Annotated in this window: 21 protein-coding genes and 1 tRNA gene; 15 read left to right on the top strand and 7 right to left on the bottom strand. The window is 69.2% G+C overall.

Going from position 1 to position 19,051, the window contains the following annotated elements:
• Positions 1-7: 7 nt before the first annotated feature.
• Positions 8-1,003, bottom strand: coding sequence for an SMI1/KNR4 family protein (locus EJ357_RS18820; protein WP_126392780.1), 996 nt, complete (start codon positions 1,001-1,003; stop codon positions 8-10).
• A gap of 318 nt (positions 1,004-1,321) precedes the next feature.
• Between EJ357_RS18820 and EJ357_RS18825 the strand changes: the two genes are divergently transcribed.
• Positions 1,322-1,837, top strand: coding sequence for a YwqJ-related putative deaminase (locus EJ357_RS18825; protein ID WP_126392781.1), 516 nt, complete (start codon positions 1,322-1,324; stop codon positions 1,835-1,837).
• A 92-nt stretch (positions 1,838-1,929) separates the two neighbouring features.
• Complete coding sequence (locus EJ357_RS18830; protein ID WP_126392782.1) at positions 1,930-2,424, top strand: SUKH-3 domain-containing protein; 495 nt, start codon at positions 1,930-1,932, stop codon at positions 2,422-2,424.
• A gap of 65 nt (positions 2,425-2,489) precedes the next feature.
• Here the strand turns inward: EJ357_RS18830 and EJ357_RS18835 are convergent, their stop codons facing one another.
• The gene (locus EJ357_RS18835) at positions 2,490-3,857 is read right to left on the bottom strand and encodes a sensor histidine kinase (protein ID WP_126392783.1); all 1,368 of its coding nucleotides are present in this window, start codon (positions 3,855-3,857) and stop codon (positions 2,490-2,492) included.
• Positions 3,858-4,024: 167 nt separating this feature from the next.
• Between EJ357_RS18835 and EJ357_RS18840 the strand changes: the two genes are divergently transcribed.
• From EJ357_RS18840 to EJ357_RS18875, 8 genes are all read left to right on the top strand, one after another.
• Positions 4,025-4,885, top strand: coding sequence for a hypothetical protein (locus EJ357_RS18840; RefSeq protein ID WP_126392784.1), 861 nt, complete (start codon positions 4,025-4,027; stop codon positions 4,883-4,885).
• 14 nt (positions 4,886-4,899) lie between these two features.
• Positions 4,900-4,972: transfer RNA gene (locus EJ357_RS18845), tRNA-Gln, on the top strand.
• A 127-nt stretch (positions 4,973-5,099) separates the two neighbouring features.
• On the top strand, positions 5,100-6,548 hold the full coding sequence (glmU, locus tag EJ357_RS18850; RefSeq protein WP_126392785.1) for a bifunctional UDP-N-acetylglucosamine diphosphorylase/glucosamine-1-phosphate N-acetyltransferase GlmU: 1,449 nt from the start codon (positions 5,100-5,102) through the stop codon (positions 6,546-6,548).
• Positions 6,549-6,622: 74 nt separating this feature from the next.
• Positions 6,623-7,603, top strand: a complete 981-nt coding sequence (locus EJ357_RS18855) for a ribose-phosphate diphosphokinase (RefSeq protein ID WP_126392786.1) — start codon at positions 6,623-6,625, stop codon at positions 7,601-7,603.
• A 173-nt stretch (positions 7,604-7,776) separates the two neighbouring features.
• Entirely contained in the window at positions 7,777-8,373 is a 597-nt protein-coding gene (locus tag EJ357_RS18860) for a 50S ribosomal protein L25/general stress protein Ctc (RefSeq protein WP_126392787.1), read from the top strand.
• 96 nt (positions 8,374-8,469) lie between these two features.
• Positions 8,470-9,072 carry an aminoacyl-tRNA hydrolase gene (gene pth / locus EJ357_RS18865; RefSeq protein WP_126392788.1) on the top strand — a complete coding sequence of 201 codons (603 nt, stop codon included), beginning with the start codon at positions 8,470-8,472 and terminating at the stop codon, positions 9,070-9,072.
• Positions 9,073-9,137: 65 nt separating this feature from the next.
• A complete protein-coding gene (locus EJ357_RS18870; protein WP_126392789.1) occupies positions 9,138-9,626 on the top strand; it encodes a hypothetical protein in 489 nt (162 codons plus the stop codon).
• A 137-nt stretch (positions 9,627-9,763) separates the two neighbouring features.
• Positions 9,764-10,441, top strand: a complete 678-nt coding sequence (locus EJ357_RS18875; protein WP_126392790.1) for an LPXTG cell wall anchor domain-containing protein — start codon at positions 9,764-9,766, stop codon at positions 10,439-10,441.
• 88 nt (positions 10,442-10,529) lie between these two features.
• Here EJ357_RS18875 and ppc read toward each other — a convergent pair whose 3' ends face one another.
• Positions 10,530-13,271 carry a phosphoenolpyruvate carboxylase gene (gene ppc, locus EJ357_RS18880; RefSeq protein ID WP_126392791.1) on the bottom strand — a complete coding sequence of 914 codons (2,742 nt, stop codon included), beginning with the start codon at positions 13,269-13,271 and terminating at the stop codon, positions 10,530-10,532.
• 310 nt (positions 13,272-13,581) lie between these two features.
• Here ppc and EJ357_RS18885 point away from each other — a divergent pair, with 310 nt between their 5' ends.
• Together EJ357_RS18885 and EJ357_RS18890 are read left to right on the top strand one after the other, a co-directional pair.
• A complete protein-coding gene (locus EJ357_RS18885; protein WP_126392792.1) occupies positions 13,582-14,592 on the top strand; it encodes an acyl-CoA desaturase in 1,011 nt (336 codons plus the stop codon).
• Positions 14,589-15,266, top strand: coding sequence for a TetR/AcrR family transcriptional regulator (locus tag EJ357_RS18890; RefSeq protein ID WP_126392793.1), 678 nt, complete (start codon positions 14,589-14,591; stop codon positions 15,264-15,266). The genes EJ357_RS18885 and EJ357_RS18890 overlap by 4 nt, the downstream gene beginning before the upstream one ends.
• Before the next feature lie 62 nt (positions 15,267-15,328).
• Here the strand turns inward: EJ357_RS18890 and EJ357_RS18895 are convergent, their stop codons facing one another.
• A complete protein-coding gene (locus EJ357_RS18895; protein WP_126392794.1) occupies positions 15,329-15,502 on the bottom strand; it encodes a CsbD family protein in 174 nt (57 codons plus the stop codon).
• A gap of 172 nt (positions 15,503-15,674) precedes the next feature.
• On the opposite strand from EJ357_RS18895, the gene EJ357_RS18900 reads away from it, so the two are divergent.
• Together EJ357_RS18900 and EJ357_RS18905 are read left to right on the top strand one after the other, a co-directional pair.
• On the top strand, positions 15,675-15,926 hold the full coding sequence (locus EJ357_RS18900) for a type II toxin-antitoxin system Phd/YefM family antitoxin (RefSeq protein ID WP_126392795.1): 252 nt from the start codon (positions 15,675-15,677) through the stop codon (positions 15,924-15,926).
• Positions 15,923-16,171, top strand: coding sequence for a type II toxin-antitoxin system RelE family toxin (locus EJ357_RS18905; protein WP_126392796.1), 249 nt, complete (start codon positions 15,923-15,925; stop codon positions 16,169-16,171). The genes EJ357_RS18900 and EJ357_RS18905 overlap by 4 nt, the downstream gene beginning before the upstream one ends.
• Here EJ357_RS18905 and EJ357_RS18910 read toward each other — a convergent pair.
• Both EJ357_RS18910 and EJ357_RS18915 read right to left on the bottom strand, forming a co-directional pair.
• Complete coding sequence (locus EJ357_RS18910) at positions 16,146-16,532, bottom strand: VOC family protein (RefSeq protein ID WP_126392797.1); 387 nt, start codon at positions 16,530-16,532, stop codon at positions 16,146-16,148. The genes EJ357_RS18905 and EJ357_RS18910 overlap by 26 nt on opposite strands.
• The gene (locus EJ357_RS18915; protein ID WP_126392798.1) at positions 16,532-17,353 is read right to left on the bottom strand and encodes a trans-aconitate 2-methyltransferase; all 822 of its coding nucleotides are present in this window, start codon (positions 17,351-17,353) and stop codon (positions 16,532-16,534) included. The genes EJ357_RS18910 and EJ357_RS18915 overlap by 1 nt, the downstream gene beginning before the upstream one ends.
• Before the next feature lie 113 nt (positions 17,354-17,466).
• Between EJ357_RS18915 and tamR the strand changes: the two genes are divergently transcribed.
• Positions 17,467-17,964, top strand: a complete 498-nt coding sequence (gene tamR / locus EJ357_RS18920; protein ID WP_093904744.1) for a MarR family transcriptional regulator TamR — start codon at positions 17,467-17,469, stop codon at positions 17,962-17,964.
• 138 nt (positions 17,965-18,102) lie between these two features.
• On the opposite strand, the gene EJ357_RS18925 is transcribed toward tamR, so the two are convergent.
• Positions 18,103-18,876 (bottom strand): LuxR C-terminal-related transcriptional regulator, encoded by a 774-nt coding sequence (locus EJ357_RS18925; RefSeq protein ID WP_126392799.1) that lies wholly within the window; start codon positions 18,874-18,876, stop codon positions 18,103-18,105.
• Positions 18,877-19,051 lie beyond the last annotated feature (175 nt).

The following is a 19,051-nucleotide window of genomic DNA, read 5'->3' on the forward strand; positions in this document are numbered from 1 at the left end:
GCGAAGCTCACTCCCCCACAGCCGCGGCAGCCACGGGCACCACACGCGCGAACCCGCCGTCCACCATCAGATTCGCCACCGTCTCCAACTCCGGCGGAGAACCCGCCAGTCGGGACAGGAACGCGTCGAAGTCCTCACCGCACGGCACCAGCAACCGCTCCACCCGCTCGGCCGCCGGCCAGGCCGGATCCACGTCCCGCGCGTCGTCGTACGCGCAGAACCACACCGAACCCAGCCGCTCGCCCTTCACCTTCACGGCCAGCAACCCGCCCTGCACGAACCCGACACCCAGGTAGTCCTTGGTCAGATGGTCCCGCAGGCACTTGTTGACATAGACCAGGTCATTTATCGCGGCCTCGTCCCGCACGGTGAACAGCGGCTGATCGACCAGCAGCCCCAACTCCGCGTCCAGCGCCGTCCCCACCGGGGCACACCCGCCCGCCGCCTTCAGGAACGACCGATACGCGCCCGGCAGCCGATACCCCAGGTCCTCCTCGACACCCAGCACCTGCGACTCCGTCACCGCCACACCCGACTTCGGCAGCCCGAAGTGCGCCGGCCGCGTGTCCTGCAACGGCCGCGTCCCCCGCTTGTTCTGATCCACCGCCGACGTCGCGATCCCACCGTGGTGCCGCAGCAACGCCTTCACCTCGACCGGAACCAACTCCAACCGCCGTGAGTTCACCGCGTGATGCCACGTCCAGCCGTGCGGCGTCGCCACCGACGGCACCGTGTCCCACAGATCGTGCCCCGAAGCCGCCAGCGCCGCGTTCGCCGACACATAGTCCGTCAGCCGCAACTCGTCGACACCGAAGCCCTCCGGCGGCTCCGCGATCTCCGCCGCCGCACGCGCGTACGGCGAGAAGTCGGGGTAACCACGCTCGTCGACCCGTACTCCTCTCGGGTGACGGGACGCCCGTACCGGATCCGGGAAATGCACGACCTGCCCGGCGTAGGCCGCGTTCGGCGGCGCGGCTTGCTGCCCGAGCCGACCTGTCGTCATGGCGGTTGCCCCCTGCGGCGTTCTGATACGGACCCACCGTGACCACACACGGTCACAACGCCCCGTATCGACTGTCTCATCTGCGTCCACACGTCACCGCATGGAAAGCGGTGCCGACAGCCTATGCGGTACGACGAGACCGGTCACCGGCGCCGGTCATGACCCCCTCCGCTTCCGTGACCAGCCGTCACCCCGCCGTGACAGCCCGCCCAAACCCGGGCGTGTCGCGCCGCCCCAGCTTCCGCACCCGCCACGCCGTTTGGCACTCTGTGACGTCCGAGAGCATGCCCGGGGGATGCTCGGGAGGGGATGATGATCATGAACACCACGCAGACGGGACCCGACGCGGCGAGGTCCGGCGACCCCCGCATCGGCTGGAGCGCCACCGAAACCCCCCACGCGCCCGCCCTCCGCCACCGCCGCGACGGCATACTCCCCACCGTCGCCGCCGCCCTCTCGGTACGCGGCGCCACCCTCACCGGCACCGCCGCCCGCGGTGACCAGGCCCCTCCCCTGCACCACCTCGTCCAGGACTTCCTCGACACCCTCACCAGCGGCGAACGCGACCGCTTCACCGGCCGCTGCGCCGAGACGATCCTGATCTCCCGCCACCTCGCCACCGCCGACGAAGCCCGCAGCAAACGCGCCGCCCGCAAACCCATGACCAACGGCGAAGCCCGCAAAGCCCTCAAACAGGCCAAGCTCACCGCCCGCCGCATCCGCGAGGACGGCGACCCCCTCCACGGCAGCTTCGCCGCCCCCTGCCGCGCCTGCACCGCGCTCAGCGCCCACTTCGGCGTCCGCATCGTCGACCCGACAACGGCAGACGACTGACCCCCACACCCCCACACCAGCAAAAACGGCACCAGTAAGACGGCACCCCGCCGGGCCGCCGCAACCCCGGCGTATCGACGAACGAAGGGCAGATGCACACCGACCGCACCTCCACCACCCGCTTCCCCGTCCCCGTCGACGCCGCCCTGCGCGCCGCCGGCTGGCAACCCGGACGCTGGGACATCAAGCAGGCCGAGATCTGGGCCGACGCCCTGCGCGAACACGTCTCACCCGCCGGCCACCGCCACGCCGTCTTCCCTGCCGCGGTCGAAGCCTGGGCCGAATTCGGCGGCCTCCACCTCACACCCTCCGGCCCCGGCCGTCAGATCGCCCCCGCCACCGTCCACTTCGACCCACTCCACGGCCTCCACATGGCCCGCACCCTCGGCGACCTCGGCCTCGCCCTCGACACCGAGGTCTGCCCCCTCGGCGCCGAAACCGACACCCAGGCCCTCCTCGCCATCGACACCGAAGGCCGCGTCTACACCCTCGACCACACCGGCGACTGGTACCTCGGCCCCGACATCGACCAAGCCCTCGCCGGACTGGTCGCAGGCATAGAACCGGTACGACTCACAGCGGGCTGACCCACGAAAGACCCGCCACGGCAAGCAACGCAACCCGCCGCGCGGCACGGCGAAGCACCGCACGGCTACGCCGCCGGAATCACCGCCGACACCCGAAAACCCCCCGCATCCGTCGGCCCGGACACGAAAACCCCGCCCAACGCGACGACCCGCTCCTTCATCCCCACCAGGCCGTTACCCCCCGACGGCAACCGCGCCGACGACTCCGACGACACCTCCGGCGGCGGCTCGTTCTCCACCTGCATCGCGATCTCCGACACCCGGTGCGCCAGGCGCACATGCGTCTTCGCCCCCGCCGCATGCTTGTGAACGTTCGTCAGCGCCTCCTGCACCACCCGGAACGCCGTCTGCTCGACCTCCCGCGCATACGTCCGCGACTCCCCCTCCACGGACAGATCCACCACCATCCCCGCGGCGGCCGACTGCCCGACCAACTCGTCCAACTCGGACAGACAGGGCCCCTCGGCAACCCCCTCGTCCACCCCGCCCCGCTCCCGATCAGCAGCGGCAGCGGCAGCGGCCCCCACAGCCGCGAGCGGCACGACGGCCCGCTGAACCCTCTCCCGACCAGCGACACCACCGCCGACACCGGCACCGCCGGCACCAGCACCGCTACGCAGCACCCCGAGCATCTCCCGCAACTCGGTCAACGCCTGCCGCCCCATGTCCCCCACCAACGCGGCGTTCTTCACCGCCTTCTCGGGATCCTTCCTGGCCACGGCCTGCAACGCGGCAGCATGCACCACCATCAGACTCACCCGGTGCGCGACGACGTCATGCATCTCCCGGGCGATCCGCGTCCGCTCCTCGTTCCGCGCCCACTCGGCCCGCTCCTCCGCCCGCTCGGCGAGCAGCTGAAGCTCCCGCTCAAGACTGTCGGCCCGCTCGCGAAGACTCTCCATCAGCCGCCGCCGGGCCCCCACGTACAGCCCGAGCAGCAGCGGCGGCGCGGTCACGCCGAGAGCGGTGGTGACGGAGGCGAACGGAATCACCCAGTCCCCGAAGGTCAGGTTCCCCCGCGCCACATCCTGACGCACCCACACGAACGTCACGATCAGCGTGCCGACGAACGACATGCCGGCCAGCGAGGCGATGATCCGCCGCGGCAGTTCGGAGGCGGCGAGGGTGTAGAGCCCGACGATGCCCATCAGGAACCCCATCTGGGCGGGCATCACGGCGATGGACACGAGCACGACGGCTATGGGCCACCGACGCCGCAGCACCAGCACCGAACCGGCCAGAACCCCGAACACCACCCCCGCGGCCACCGGAATCCCGGCATCGCCCGCGAACCGAACCCCCTCGACCCCGCACTCCAACGCGGACGCGACACCCAGACCCACGTCCAGCACAGCACTGCGCAACCTGCCCCACCACCACGGCCCCGCCCCCGGTGGCGGGGCCTCGGCGTGGTCTTCCCCCGTCGTGGTCATGACTCCAGCCTAAGGGCCGTGGGGCGCCGATTTCCGGGGAGTTTTACCGACTGGCCTACACCACACTCCGTGACCGAACGTAAGCGAAACCGCCCGATATCCCTCGAACTGCTGAATCGCACACCGTTCGACCGTGGAACCGATCATTCCGCCCGGACGGTATGCCTATGGCACATCCATACGGCAAGTACGCCAATTTCGAGGACTTGCGGGAGCAGGCGGTGGCACTCCGGCGGCAGGGCTACAGCCTTCGGCAGATCCGCGACGAGCTGAAGATCTTCAACAACGACATCCTCAACCAGCTGGTGAAGGGGGAGCCGCCGCCGCAGTGGACGAAGCGCCCGAACGCGAAGGACGACCTGAGGGCGAAGGCACGGGAGCTACGGCTCCAGGGATGGACGTACGACCGGATCGAGGCGGAGCTGGGGTGCTCCAGGAGCTCCGTTTCGCTGTGGGTGCGGGACCTGCCGAGGCCCGAGCCTCGCTACACACCCGAGGAACAGCGGGCTCTCATGCAGGAAGGCCTGGCGAGGCGGCGTGCCGCCGACAACGAGGAGCGCGAGAAGACCAGGCTCGGAGCTCGCCGCGAGATCGGCGAGCTGACGGACCGCGAGCTGTTCATGGCGGGGGTCGCGCTGTACTGGGCAGAGGGATCGAAGAGCAAGCCCTACGATCGGCGAGAGCGAGCCATCTTCGTCAACAGCGACCCAGGCGTGATCCAGACCTACCTGGCCTGGCTGGACCTTCTCGATGTGGACCGGGAACGCCTGCACTTCCGTCTGCTCATCCACGAGTCCGCCGATGTCGACGCTGCGCACCGTTTCTGGGCAGAGATCGCCGACGTCGATGTCTCGGTCTTCGCCAAGCCGACGCTCAAGAAGCACAACCCGAAGACCGTCCGGAAGAACACCGGCGACGACTACCACGGCTGCCTGGTCATCGGGGTGGCCAGAAGCGCCCACCTGTACAACCGCATCGACGGCTGGTGGAAGGGCATCGTGGCCCAGGCGCAGTCACGTCTCCGGTAAGGTCTGAGGCGCTGTCCCCCGTGGTGTAACTGGCAGCACACTGGTTTTTGGTACCAGCAGGACAAGGTTCGAATCCTTGCGGGGGAGCAACAGCACACAAGACCTAGGTTCGGGCCCTGACACCCAAGTCAGGGCCCGCTCCCATGCCCCCCCACGAAACGCCCCGGTATCCTGCGGATGTCACCCCACCCCCTCCACAGCCGAAGGGCATCCCGTGAGCGCCATTCGCCCGGCAGCCGTCGTCGTTCTCGCAGCGGGTGAGGGCACCCGTATGAAGTCGGCCACACCCAAGGTCCTGCACGAGATCTGCGGACGCAGTCTCGTGGGGCATGTGCTCGCCGCCGCGCGTGAGTTGCAGCCCGAAAATCTGGTCGTGGTCGTGGGGCACGCGCGGGAGAAGGTCACCGCGCATCTCGGCGAGACCGACCCCGGCGTCCGTACCGCGGTGCAGGCGGAGCAGAACGGTACGGGGCATGCCGTTCGGATGGCTCTGGAGGAGCTCGGCGGCTCGGTGGACGGGACCGTGGTCGTCGTCTGCGGCGACACTCCGCTGCTCACCGGCGAGACCCTGACCCGCCTCGCCGCCACGCACTCCGCCGACGGCAATGCCGTGACGGTGCTGACCGCCGAGGTTCCGGACGCGACGGGCTACGGCCGGATCGTGCGGGACGGTGCCTCGGGTGCGGTGACCGCGATCGTGGAGCACAAGGACGCGAGCGAGTCGCAGCGGGCGATCCGGGAGATCAACTCCGGGGTCTTCGCCTTCGACGGGCAGCTGCTCGCCGACGCGCTCGGGAAGGTGCGGACGGACAACAGCCAGGGCGAGGAGTACCTGACCGACGTTCTCGGCATCCTTCGTGAGGCCGGTCACCGCGTCGGTGCGTCCGTGGCGGTCGATCACCGTGAGATCGCGGGGATCAACAACCGTGTGCAGCTCTCGGAGGCCCGCCGGATCCTCAATGACCGGCTGCTGAACCGCGCCATGCTGGCCGGTGTGACTGTGGTCGATCCGGCGACGACGTGGGTTGACGTGACCGTCACGTTCGAGCAGGACGCGATCGTCCAGCCGGGCACCCAGCTCCAGGGGTCCACGCATCTCGGTGAGGGCGCCGAGGTCGGGCCCAACAGCCGGCTGAAGAACACCAAGGTCGGTGCCGGGGCGCGGGTGGACAACACCGTGGCCGACAGTGCCGTCGTCGGGCCGCAGGCGTCCGTGGGGCCGTTCGCCTATCTGCGTCCGGGCACCAGGCTGGGCGCGAAGGGCAAGATCGGTACGTACGTCGAGACGAAGAACGCCTCGATCGGTGAGGGCACGAAGGTGCCGCATCTGTCCTACGTCGGTGACGCGACGATCGGTGAGTACACGAACATCGGTGCGGCGAGTGTCTTCGTGAATTACGACGGACAGGACAAGCACCACACGACCGTGGGCTCTCATTGCCGTACCGGTTCGGACAACATGTTTGTGGCTCCTGTCACGATCGGGGACGGTGCTTACACTGCCGCCGGCTCCGTGATCACGAAGGACGTGCCGCCCGGTTCGCTGGCCGTGGCCCGTGGCCAGCAGCGGAATATCGAGGGTTGGGTGGCTCGTAAGCGTCCGGGCAGCGGGGCCGCGAAGGCGGCTGAGGCGGCTTCTCGGCAGGTCGAGAGCGAAGGCTGACCGGAAACGGGTGCGTCAAACACGGCGTACCGTGATAAGTGCAACCCAGTTGAGACACCTCTGAGGAGACAGCTGTGACCGGGATCAAGACGACCGGCGAGAAGAAGTTGATGTTCTTCTCCGGCCGCGCCCACCCCGAGCTTGCCGAGGAGGTCGCCCAGCAGCTGGGGGTCGGGGTCGTCCCGACGAAGGCCTTCGACTTCGCCAACGGCGAGATCTACGTCCGCTACCAGGAGTCGGCGCGTGGCGCGGACTGCTTCGTGATCCAGAGCCACACGGCTCCGATCAACCAGTGGATCATGGAGCAGTTGATCATGATCGACGCGCTGAAGCGTGCGTCGGCCCGCTCCATCACGGTCATCGTGCCGTTCTACGGTTACGCGCGGCAGGACAAGAAGCACCGTGGGCGTGAACCGATTTCGGCGCGTCTGATCGCGGATCTGATGAAGACCGCGGGTGCGGACCGGATCCTGACGGTGGATCTGCACACGGACCAGATCCAGGGCTTCTTCGACGGCCCGGTCGATCACCTCTTCGCTCTTCCGCTGCTTGCGGACTATGTGGGCCAGAAGGTCGACAAGGCGAAGCTGACCGTGGTGTCTCCGGACGCCGGCCGGGTGCGGGTCGCGGACCGCTGGTGCGACCGGCTCGGTGCTCCTCTTGCCATCGTGCACAAGCGGCGTGACAAGGATGTGGCGAACCAGGTGACCGTCCACGAGGTCGTGGGTGAGGTCAAGGGCCGCGTGTGTGTCCTGGTCGACGACATGATCGACACCGGTGGGACCATCTGCGCCGCCGCGGACGCGCTGTTCGCGCATGGCGCCGAGGACGTCATCGTGACCGCGACGCACGGTGTGCTGTCCGGGCCGGCGGCCGACCGGCTGAAGAACTCGCGGGTGAGTGAGTTCGTGTTCACCGACACGCTGCCGACGCCGGGTGAGCTGAGCCGTGATCTGGACAAGCTGACGGTGTTGTCGATCGCGCCGACGATCGCGAGTGCGGTGCGTGAGGTGTTCGAGGACGGTTCGGTGACGAGCCTGTTCGACGAGCAGTAGAGATCCTTTTGGGTACGGCCTCCCCCTCCGAGTAGACTGCTTCAGTTGCTCGGCGAGGGAGGCCGTACCTGTTGGTGCAGGTGTCGGCTGTCCGTTATCGACGCGCTCTTCGTAGCAGGCCGTTCGTGGCCGGGTAACCACGTCCGTTCCTAGTTCTACGAGGAGTGATCCGTATGTCCGAGGTGAAGCTCGCCGCCGAGACGCGCACCGAGTTCGGTAAGGGTGCCGCGCGTCGTATCCGCCGTGACAGCAAGGTTCCGGTTGTCCTGTACGGGCACGGTTCCGACCCGCTGCACCTGACCCTGCCGGGTCACGACCTGCTGCTCGCGCTGCGTACGCCGAACGTTCTGATCTCGCTGGAGATCGACGGCAAGACCAACGAGCTGGCGATCCCGAAGTCGGTTCAGCGTGACCCGATCAAGGGCTTCCTGGAGCACGTCGACCTGCTGCTGGTCAAGCGTGGCGAGAAGGTCACGGTCGAGGTTCCGGTGCACACCGAGGGCGAGCTGGCCGCGGGTGGCAACCTGCTGGAGCACGTGCTGAACGCGCTGCCGGTCGAGGCCGAGGCCACGCACATCCCCGAGGCCGTCACGGTCTCCGTCGAGGGCCTGGAGGCGGGTGCCTCCGTCCTGGCCAAGGACATCAAGCTGCCGAAGGGCACCACGCTGGCCGTCGAGGAGGACGCGGTGGTCCTTCAGGTGCTGGCCGCGCAGGCCGAGGAGGCCCCGGAGGGCGAGGCCGCCGAGGGCGAAGAGGTCGCCGAGGCCTGATTCCCAGGTCTGGCAGAGGCGTGATCCTCGGCTCTGTCATCGGTTCGTCAGCCGCTGTTCCCGCTGGGGGCAGCGGCTGGCGCGTATCAAGGAGTTATGGACGTGACGACCGACCCGAGCGCCCCGTGGCTGATCGCCGGCCTCGGCAATCCGGGGCCCGAGTACGCGATGAACCGGCACAACGTGGGGTTCATGGTGGCGGATCTGCTGGCCGAGCGGATCGGGGGGAAGTTCAAGCGGGGCGGTAAGGCTCAGGCGCAGGTGGTCGAGGGGCGGATCGGGCCGCCAGGACCGTTGAACCGGCGGGTGGTCCTGGTGAAGCCGATGTCGTTCATGAATCTGTCGGGGGGTCCGGTGAACGCGTTGCGGGACTTTTACAAGGTGCCGGTGGGCAATATCGTCGCGGTTCATGACGAGTTGGACATTGATTACGGTGTGCTGCGGCTGAAGCTCGGTGGTGGGGACAACGGGCACAACGGGCTGAAGTCGATGACGAAGGCGATGAGTTCGGAGTATCACCGGGTGCGGTTCGGGATCGGGCGGCCTCCGGGGCGTATGCCGGTGGCGGACTTCGTGCTGAAGGATTTCTCGTCGGCGGAGCGCAAGGAGCTCGACTACTTCGTGGACCGGGCGGCCGATGCGGTGGAGTGTCTGGTGATCGAGGGGCTGGAGCGGGCGCAAAGCACGTACAACTCCTGACTTGTCCGCCCACTCGAACAGGCCGAGGTTGACCGGGCGTAGGGGCATGGCCAAGGATCGCGGCCATGCCTTCTGCTGCTGTCTCCAGTCAGGGTGCCGTGACCGTCCTGCGGTTCGGGCGCCTCGCGGCGATGGGGACGGTCACGGTGCTGATTCTGATCGCGGGTGTGTGGGCCTCGTGGGGCACCGCTCACCATGTGATGCTCACGAAGGGGCGGGAGAGCGGCACGATCGAGGTGACGGGGTGCGGCGCGGACACGTGCAGTGGGCCGTACACGCCGGTCTCGGCGGGCTCCGAGCCGCGTGCGTCGGTCGTCATCGAGAAGAGCGTGGCGGTGCGCAAGGGGCAGACGTACACGGTTGTGGTGAAGCCGGGCAGTGACGATGTCGTGCGGTCCGGGCCGGCGGGCGTGCTCTATGCCTGGGTTCCGCTGGGCGGTGCGCTGTTGTTGGCCTCGGTCGTCGTCGCTGGTGGGCTGCGGCGGACGCGGCCGGCGTGGGTGCTGGCGGGGTCGGGGATCGCGCTGCTCACGGCCGCGTTCGTGACGGTCTGAGGTTTCTGGCGTTCTCCATGTCTGTGGAGGATCTGAGTGTTGTCTGTTCGTGATTGACCTGGGGTCAGTGCGGGCTGGATGCTGAGCCGCCCCCTCCACATCTTCCCGTTCCTTTCACGAAGATGGATTACTGCCTCATGCGAACCCTCTCCCGCGTCGGCGCCCTGTCCGCCGTCGCCGCGGCCGCTGTCTTCTGCGCACCGGCCGCCGCCCACGCCACAGCAACTGCCGTAGGCCATGGCGACAACGGCACCGTCAAGATCCACGACGCCGCCACCGGCGAGGAGCTGCGTAAGAACGAGCCTCATGTGTGCGAGTTCTATCTGGACGCCTTCGGTTTCGACAGCGTGCAGAAGGTCGACTGGCACATCGAGGCGTGGGCGCCGACCGCCGCCGTCAAGGGCGAGACGGTGGAGTCCGGTGCCATCACCCTCGACGGTGAGGGTCATGGCCGTACCGAGGACATGACGCTGCCCGACGGGCACTACAAGCTGTTCTGGAACTTCGAGGGCGAGAACGGCTCGGCCAAGCACAAGGTGTTCTGGTCGGAGTGCGAGGACGAGGAGGAGGGCGGTGGCACGGCCACGCCGTCCACTCCTGCGTCCGAGTCGCCGGGCGAGCCCACGAGCGAGCCGTCCGCGAGCCCGTCCACGCCCGCCGAGGCCGCCCCGTCGGCGTCCCCGTCGCCGCAGGGCGGTGCGGAGGGTGACCTCGCCGAGACCGGTAACGGTGCTCCGGTGGGGCTGCTGTCCGCGGCGGCCGCGGCGCTGCTGGGCGCGGGTGGGTACCTGGTGTTCCGGCGTCGTAAGGCCTGAGGGCCGTAGGACGTAGGAAGGGGTGCCCCCGTGCTCGTACGAAGCACGGGGGCACCCCTGTTTTGGCTGGTCGGCCCTTTTGGGCTGGTCAGCCGGTGTTGCGCAGGCCTGCCGCCACGCCGTTGACGGTGAGGAGCAGGGCTCGGGCCAGGGTCGGGTCCGGTTCTTCGCCCGCGGCGGCCGCGTCGCGCTGGCGCTTGAGGAGGGCGACCTGGAGGTAGGAGATCGGGTCCAGGTAGGCGTCGCGGATGGTGAACGTCTGCTTCAGGACGGGCTGGGCGTCGAGGAGTTCGTTCTCCCCGGTGATCCGCAGGACTTCGCGGACGGTGAGCTCGTGCTCGGCCTCGATCTCGGCGAAGACGTGCTGGAGTTCCTGCGGGACCAGCGTCTCGACGTAGTGGCGGGCGATGCGCAGGTCGGTCTTGGCAAGGGTCATCTCGACGTTGGAGATGAAGTTCCGGAAGAAGTGCCACTGCTCGTGCATCTCGTCGAGCACGGTGTCCAGGCCCGCCTCGCGCAGCGCCTTCAGGCCGCTGCCGACGCCGAACCAGCCGGGGACGATCTGGCGGGACTGGGTCCAGCCGAACACCCACGGGATGGCGCGCAGGCCGTCGAGGGAGACGCCCGAGCCGGGGCGGCGGGAGGGCCGCGAGCCGAGGTGCAGGTCGGCGAGCTGGTCGACCGGCGTCGACGCGAGGAAGTACGTCGGCAGGTCGGGGTCCTCGACGAGCTTGCGGTAGGCGGCGTGGGCGGCGTCCGAGACGACGTCCATCGCGGCGTCCCAGCGGGCCAGGGCCTCGTCGGACTGGCGCGGGGCCGTGTGCAGGGCGGATGCCTGCAGCGTTGCCGCGACCGTCAGCTCCAGGTTCTCGCGGGCCAGCGACGGGACCAGGTACTTGTCGGAGATGACCTCGCCCTGTTCGGTGACCTTGATCTCGCCCTCGAGGGTGCCCCAGGGCTGGGCGAGGATCGCGTCGTGGGAGGGGCCGCCGCCGCGGCCGACGGTGCCGCCGCGGCCGTGGAAGAGGCGCAGGCGGACGCCGTAGCGGTGGGCGACGTCGCGCAGGCGGCGCTGGGCGCGGTGGATCTCCCACTGGCTGGTGGTGATGCCGCCGAACTTGGAGGAGTCGGAGTAGCCGAGCATGACCTCCTGGACGTCGCCCCGCAGTGCCACGAGCCTGCGGTACGACGGGTCGGAGAGCATGTCCTCCAGGATGGTGTCGGCGGCCTTGAGCTCGTCGGTGGTCTCCAGGAGCGGGACGATGCCGATCTTGGCCCAGCCGGCGTGCAGGTCGATGAGGCCGGCCTCGCGGGCGAGGACGGCGGCGGCGAAGACGTCGTCGGCGCCCTGGCACATCGAGATGATGTACGACTCGATGACCTCGGGTCCGAAGACGGCGAGGGCCCGCTTGACGGTCTGGAACACGCCGAGGGTCTTCTCGCCGGCCGCGTCCACGGGGGCGGGGGTGGGGGCGAGGGGGCGCCGGGACCTGAGTTCCTTGGCGAGGAGCTTGGCGCGGTAGTCGCGGGGCATGTCGGCGTAGCGCCAGGATTCCTCGCCGAGCCGGTCGAAGAGCTGGCCGAGGGCGTGGTGGTGGGCGTCGGCGTGTTCGCGGACGTCCATGGTGGCGAGCTGGAGGCCGAACGCGGACAGGGTGCGGATGGTGCGGTTCATGCGGCCGTCGGCGAACAGGGCGCCGCGGTGTTCGCGCAGCGAGGTCTGGATCAGCGTGAGGTCGGCCAGCAGTTCGCCGGTGCCGAGGTAGTCGCGGCCGGCTTCGTGCGGGATGCCCTTGGCGAGGCGCTGCTTGGTGTTCTCCAGCTTCTGCCGGATGCAGGTGGCCTTGAGCCGGTAGGGCTCCTCGGCGTTGAGGCGCTTGTAGCGGGGGCTGATCTCGGGGAGGGCTTCGAGGTCGGCCTTGAGGGATTCGAGGAGTTCCTCGGTGGCGCCGGTGTAGCGGATGGAGTTCGACAGGAAGCCGCGCAGCTCGTCGATCATCTCCAGGGCGTCGTTGATGCCGTGTTCGTGCTGGAGGATGAGGACGTCCCAGGTCACCTGGGGGGTGACGTTGGGGTTGCCGTCGCGGTCGCCGCCGATCCAGGTGCCGAAGGTGAGGGGGCGGGTGGCGTCGGGGAGCTGGTAGCCGACGCGCTCCAGTTCGGCGGTGAGGTCCTCCAGGACGTCGCCGACGGCGCCGGCGTGGAGTTCGTCGAGGTAGTAGATGGCGTTGCGGGCCTCGTCGGCGGGCTCGGGGCGTACGACGCGCAGTTCGTCGGTCTGCCAGACGAGGTCGATGTTCTCGGCCAGTCGGGTGTCGTGGCGGCGGCGGTCGCCTTCGAGGACCGGGGTCTCCAGGAGTGCGGCGATGCGCCGGAGCTTGTTGAGGACGGAGCGGCGGGCGGCCTCGGTGGGGTGGGCGGTGAAGACGGGGCGCACGTTGAGGTTCTGGATCGTCTGGCGCAGGTGCTCGGGGTCGGCGTCCTTGAGGCGGTCGGCCGTCCGGGCGAGGAGGCCGCCCTCGGCGGCGCGCTTGGCGCGCAGCTCGCGGCCGCGGTGGACCTGCTCGGTGACGTTGGCCAGGTGGAAGTAGGTGGAGAAGGCGCGGACCAGCTTGGCCGCGGTGTCCAGCTCGGTGCCGCGCAGCAGCTCGGCGGCGGCGTCGCCGTCCTCGCGGGTCAGGCGGCGGACCTTCTCGACGAGGTCGAGGAGCTCGGGGCCCTCCTGCCGGACGAGGGTCTCGCCGAGGAGGTCACCCAGTCGGCGGATGTCGGCACGCAGCTCGGTGCTGGTGGTCTCCTGGGCAACGGTCTGGTCGTCGGCACTGCTCACAGGTGCGGCTCCTTGCAGTGTTGAAGCTCGTCCGGGGAGGGAACCCGGCGCAGGTGCCGCGCGGCGGGTGCCGCTTACGGCTCCTGAGTTCCGGGAAGAAATTCAGAGCGGACCGCGCTGTCCGACCGACTCCCAGGATAGGTGTCCGGGTGGACGCGCAGTCTCTCGGGCTCTTGCCGCCGGGCGACGCACTGCCATACTTACGACGCCGTAGGTTACGGAACCGTAGGCACCGTTTTAACGGAACCTGGGAACAGTTCCCGCAGCCCCGGCATCTGCCACCACCCTCGACACCCCACAGGGGACGCCCATGACCACGAGCTCCGATGTGATCGAAGACGCCCCGAAGGCGAACGACGACACCCTGACTGCCTCCGCCACGCTGGGCGGCGAGAAGAAGCGGTCGATCGAGCAGATCGCGCTGCTTCTGTTCATCACCGTCCCGTTCCTGGCGCTGGTCGCGGCCGTGCCGCTGGCCTGGGGCTGGGGTGTGAGCTGGCTCGACCTCGGCCTGATGGTCTTCTTCTACTTCCTGGGCTGTCACGGCATCACGATCGGTTTCCACCGCTACTTCACCCATGGTTCGTTCAAGGCCAAGCGTCCGCTGCGGATCGCGCTGGCCGTCGCGGGTTCGATGGCGGTCGAGGGCCCGATCGTGCGCTGGGTGGCCGACCACCGCAAGCACCACAAGTTCTCGGACGCCGAGGGCGACCCGCACTCCCCGTGGCGTTTCGGCGAGACCCTCCCGGCGCTGATGAAGGGCCTGTGGTGGGCGCACATCGGCTGGATGTTCGACGAGGAGCAGACGCCGCAGGAGAAGTACGCGCCGGACCTGGTCAAGGACCCGGCGATCCGCGCGATCTCCCGTCAGTTCATCTACTGGACGATGCTGTCGCTGGCCCTGCCCGCCCTGATCGGCGGTCTGGTGACGATGTCCTGGTGGGGCGCGTTCACGGGCTTCTTCTGGGGGTCGCTGGTGCGAGTGGCCCTGCTGCACCACGTGACGTGGTCGATCAACTCGATCTGCCACGCGGTGGGCAAGCGGCCGTTCAAGTCGCGTGACCGTTCGGGCAACGTGTGGTGGCTGGCGGTGCTGTCGTGCGGCGAGTCCTGGCACAACCTGCACCACGCCGACCCGACGTCCGCGCGGCACGGTGTGGAGCGCGGGCAGATCGACTCCTCGGCTCGGATCATCCGCTGGTTCGAGATGCTCGGCTGGGCCTCTGATGTGCGCTGGCCGTCACGCTCGCGTATCGATTCGCGCCGGAACACCGAGGAAGGCGGCTCCGGGCGCCGGAAGGAGCCTGCGAAGGCGGCATGATTGACGCCGTGGCGACCGACTCCAGCAGTACTCCCGGCAACGACAAGCAGCGGCGGACCCGCCGTACCCGGATGACCGGTGCGGAGCGGCGCCAGCAGCTGCTGGAGATCGGTCGTACCCTCTTCGCCGCGAAGGGCTTCGAGGGCACGTCGGTGGAGGAGATCGCGGCGAAGGCCGGGGTGTCCAAGCCGGTGGTGTACGAGCACTTCGGCGGCAAGGAGGGGCTGTACGCGGTCGTCGTGGACCGTGAGATGCGGCGTCTGCTGGACATGGTGACCGGCTCGCTGACGGCCGGCCATCCGCGTGAGCTGTGCGAGCAGGCGGCGTTCGCCCTCCTGGACTACATCGAGGAGTACACGGACGGCTTCCGCATCCTGGTCCGTGACTCGCCCATCCCGCAGTCGACGGGTTCCTTCGCCTCGCTGATCTCGGACATCGCGACCCAGGTGGAGGACATCCTGGGCCGCGAGTTCAAGAGCCGCGGCTTCGACCCCAAGCTGGCCCCGCTGTACGCGCAGGCCCTGGTCGGGATGGTCGCGCTGACCGGGCAGTGGTGGCTGGACGTCCGCCGTCCGAAGAAGGCGGAGGTCGCCGCCCACCTGGTGAACCTGGCGTGGCACGGGCTGGACGGCCTGGAGGCGAAGCCGCACTTGATAGGGCGCCGTAAGAGCTGACGCGCTGCGTCCGCCCGGGCGCGCTCAGTGCCGGAAGGTTCCTTGCCGGAAGGTGCCTTCGCTCAGTGCTTGAAGGTGTCCTTCGTTTTCTCCTTCGCCTGGCGCGCGTCGCCCTTCTTCTGTTCGGCCCTGCCCTCGGCGGTCATCCGCTCGTTGCCGACGGCGCGGCCCATGGTTTCCTTGGCCTTGCCCTTGAGCTGTTCCTTCTTGGCCCTGGCCTTCTCTTCCTTCGCCACGTCTCTCACTCCTCGAGTGGCTTGAGGTCGGTGTCTCCCCCAACGGGTGACCCTCCGCCGTCGCACTCAAACAGCGGCCATGGGCTCTCCGGTCACGGGCTCCAACGGCGACCATCACCCGAAACGGTGACATCAATCGACCACTGGATGCATCTTGTGGAACCATGTGCCCATGACTGAGATCACGATCAGCGCAGCCCGTTCCCAGCTCGGCGACCTGGTCCGCCGCGCGGCGCACAGCCGCGAGACCATCGCCATCACCGACCACGGGCACGTGGCCGCACTGCTCGTCTCACCGCAGGTGATAGAGGATCTCGAAGACGCCCTCGCCGTCGCGGACTATCAGCGGCGCAAGGCTGAGGGCACGCTCGGCGAGGGCATCCCCCACGAGGAAGTCGGACGCATTCTGGGGCTGCGCCCGTGACCTACCGCATCATCTGGGAGCCGAGCGCGACGAACGCAGCCGTCCGGTTCCTCAAGGACGACCCGACCGGACTCGCTGCGGTCTACGAAGCCGTGGGCACCCTCGCCGAGACGCCGCGCCCCATCAACTCCGTCGCCTACGGCGTCGACATCCGGCGCCTGCGCGTAGGCGATTACCGCGTCCTCTACGTCATCGACGACGAAGTGATCCACATCCTCGTCACCCACCTGGGCCGCACGTCCTGAACGCCACCGGCTCCAGGAACTCCAGCCGGTTGCCCACCGGGTCGTACGAGTAGAACCGTCGGTGTCCCGGCAGGTCCTCGTCCCAGGTGACGATCGCTCCCCGGGCCGCCAGCCGGGCGGCGTACGTCTCGATTCCGGTGACCCGCAGCCCGGGGTGGGCCTTCTTCGGGGGTCGGTAGTTCTCTTCGATGCCGAGGTGCAGTTGTACGGCGCCCGCCTGGAACCAGCAGCCTCCGCGCACGGCGAGGCCGGGTGGCTTGGGGATCTCGGTCATGCCCAGGACGCCCGTGTAGTACGTCCGCAGCCGTTCCTCCGAGCCGGGCGGGGCCGCGAGCAGGACGTGGTCGACGGCGGTGATCATCACGCCTCCTTGTGGGCCACGGCGAAGATCCGGCGGAACGGGAAGGGCGTGCCGTGCGCGGTGGCCGGATAGGCCTCGCGCAGGGCCGCCCGGTAGTCGCTGAGGAAGGCCTCCCGCTGGTCCGGGGCGTCGGCGAGCGCCGTCAGGACCGGGCGCAACCCCGTCCCCTTCACCCAGTCCAGCACCGGATCCTCGCCGGTCAGGAGGTGGACGTACGTCGTCTCCCACACGTCCGCCGCGCAGCCCAGGTCGGTGAGCCGGGCCAGGTAGTCCCGCGGGGTGAGCACGGCGTCCTCGTGGCGCAGGGTGTCGCCGAGGCCGTACCGGGGGGCGAGGTCGCGCATCAGGCGGTGGCTGGGGGCGTCGAAGTTGCCGGGGACCTGGAAGGCGAAGGTGCCGCCGGGGCGCACGGCCCGCAGCCAGTCCGCGAAGCGGTCCGCGTGACCCGGCACCCATTGCAGCGTGGCGTTGCTGACGATCAGGTCGTACGGCTCCTCGGGCGTCCACGTGCGTACGTCGGCGTGGGCGAAGTCGAGGCGGCCGCCACCCGCTGTCGGACCCTCGTGCTCGACGTGGGCCTGGTCGAGCATGTCGACGGAGTTGTCGTAGCCGGTGATGTGGGCGGTGGGCCAGCGCTGGGCGAGCAGGGCGGTGACGTTGCCGGGGCCGCAGCCGAGGTCGGCGATGCGGGGGCGCCCCCCGGACGGTTGCGCGGGGAGGTCGGGGACGCGGGCGAGGAGGTCGGCGAAGGGACGGGCGCGGTGGCCGGCGTGGCGCAGGTACTGGGCGGGGTCCCAGGTGGGGGCGGCGGCAGCGGACATGGTGGGGGCCTCCTGTCGTCTCTCGCTCTCCAGCCTGCCCCCCGAAGTCTCTTGACGTCAAGAGAATCGACATCAAGAGACTTCACATCGACACAACCACTACACTGATCGTCATGGAGGACGAGGTCGATCGGCTGGTCGCAGCGTGGCGCCGGGAGCGCCCGGACCTCGACGTGGAACCGCTCGAGGTGCTCAGCCGGGTGAGCAGACTCGCCCGGCATCTGGACCGCGCACGCCGGCTGGCCTTCTCCGAGCACAGCCTGGAGCCCTGGGAGTTCGACGTGCTGACCGCGCTCAGGCGCGCGGGAACGCCGTACCAGCTCTCCCCGGGGCAACTGCTGACGCAGACCCTGGTCACCTCGGGCACGATGACGAACCGCATCGACCGCCTGGCCAAGAAGGGCCTGGTGGAACGCCTCCCCGACCCAAGCGACCGGCGCGGGGTCCTCGTCCGGCTCACGGACGAGGGGCGCGACCGCGCGGACCAGGCGCTCGCCGGTCTGCTGGACCAGGAGCGCGCGATTCTCTCCGAGCTCTCCCGGGCACAGCGGGGCGAACTGGCCGGTCTGCTGCGTCAGCTGACGGCGCCTTTCGACAACATCCCCGGGTAGGCGTTCCGCTGGTGGCGCCGGCTTGTGTCGGTGGTTGTCTGCGGCGCCGTCGTGGCTGGTCGCGCCCACGCGGCGGAGCCGCACATCGATACAGCCCCGCGCCCCTGAAAAAGGGGCGCTGCCGCCCAGCGGCCTCGATCACGCGCTGCTGCTTTCCTCCGGCAAGATCCGTCCGGCGGGACCTAGATCCACCGGGCCGACGCCCGCCCGCCTCGCGAGCGCGACCGCGGCCAGTGTCGAGTGGACGCCCAGCTTGCCCAGGACGTTCTGCATATGGGTGCGGACGGTGTGCGGGGAGAGATACAGGCGCTCGGCGACGGCCTTGCGCCCCAGCCCCGCCACCATGCACCGCAGGACTTCCCGCTCCCTCGGCGTCAGCGACTCGACCAGCCGTTCGCTCTCGGTGCGGTGCTTGCGCGCGGCCGTCAACTCCCGCAGGACGCCCGTGAGCAGGGCGGGCGGCAGATGGGTCTCGTCGCGCAGGACACCGCGGATGACGGTGAGCAGCCGGGACAGCGAGCAGTCCTTGGCCACCCAGCCGGACGCCCCGGCCTGCAGGGCGAGCGCGGCCCGGCGCGGATCGTCCTTCTCGGCGAGGACGACGATCCGTACGGCAGGCTGCCCGGAACGGACCCCGGCGACCAGCGAGATGCCGTCCACCAGCCCGTCCTCGCCCACCTCCTGAACGGGCACGGCCGGCCGGACGCCCGGCACGTTGCCACCCAGGTCGGCGTCGACGAGCAGCACGTCGAACCGGCGCCCCTCGGCCGCCGCGCGCTCCAGACTGCGTAGCGCGGCCGGACCGCTGCCCGCGGCGGAGACGTCGACGTCGGGCTCGGCGGCCAGGGCGGCGGCGAGCGACTCGGCGAAGATGCGATGGTCGTCGACGACCAGGACTCGGATGCGAACCACGAAACCCCCTTCCCCAAGCTCTCGAAGAGCAGGGGATACCCCATCGTCAAAGGACGACACCGGGAGACGAACACCGTCGCGGGCACGACGCCCGAAGCGCGGATGGCCGCACGGCCGCCGCCGTGCAAGAACTGCTACCCCCACTTCGGGCGTCATACCCGACCTGTCTCGCCCC

Source organism: Streptomyces cyaneochromogenes (assembly GCF_003963535.1).
Lineage (GTDB): Bacteria > Actinomycetota > Actinomycetes > Streptomycetales > Streptomycetaceae > Streptomyces > Streptomyces shaanxiensis.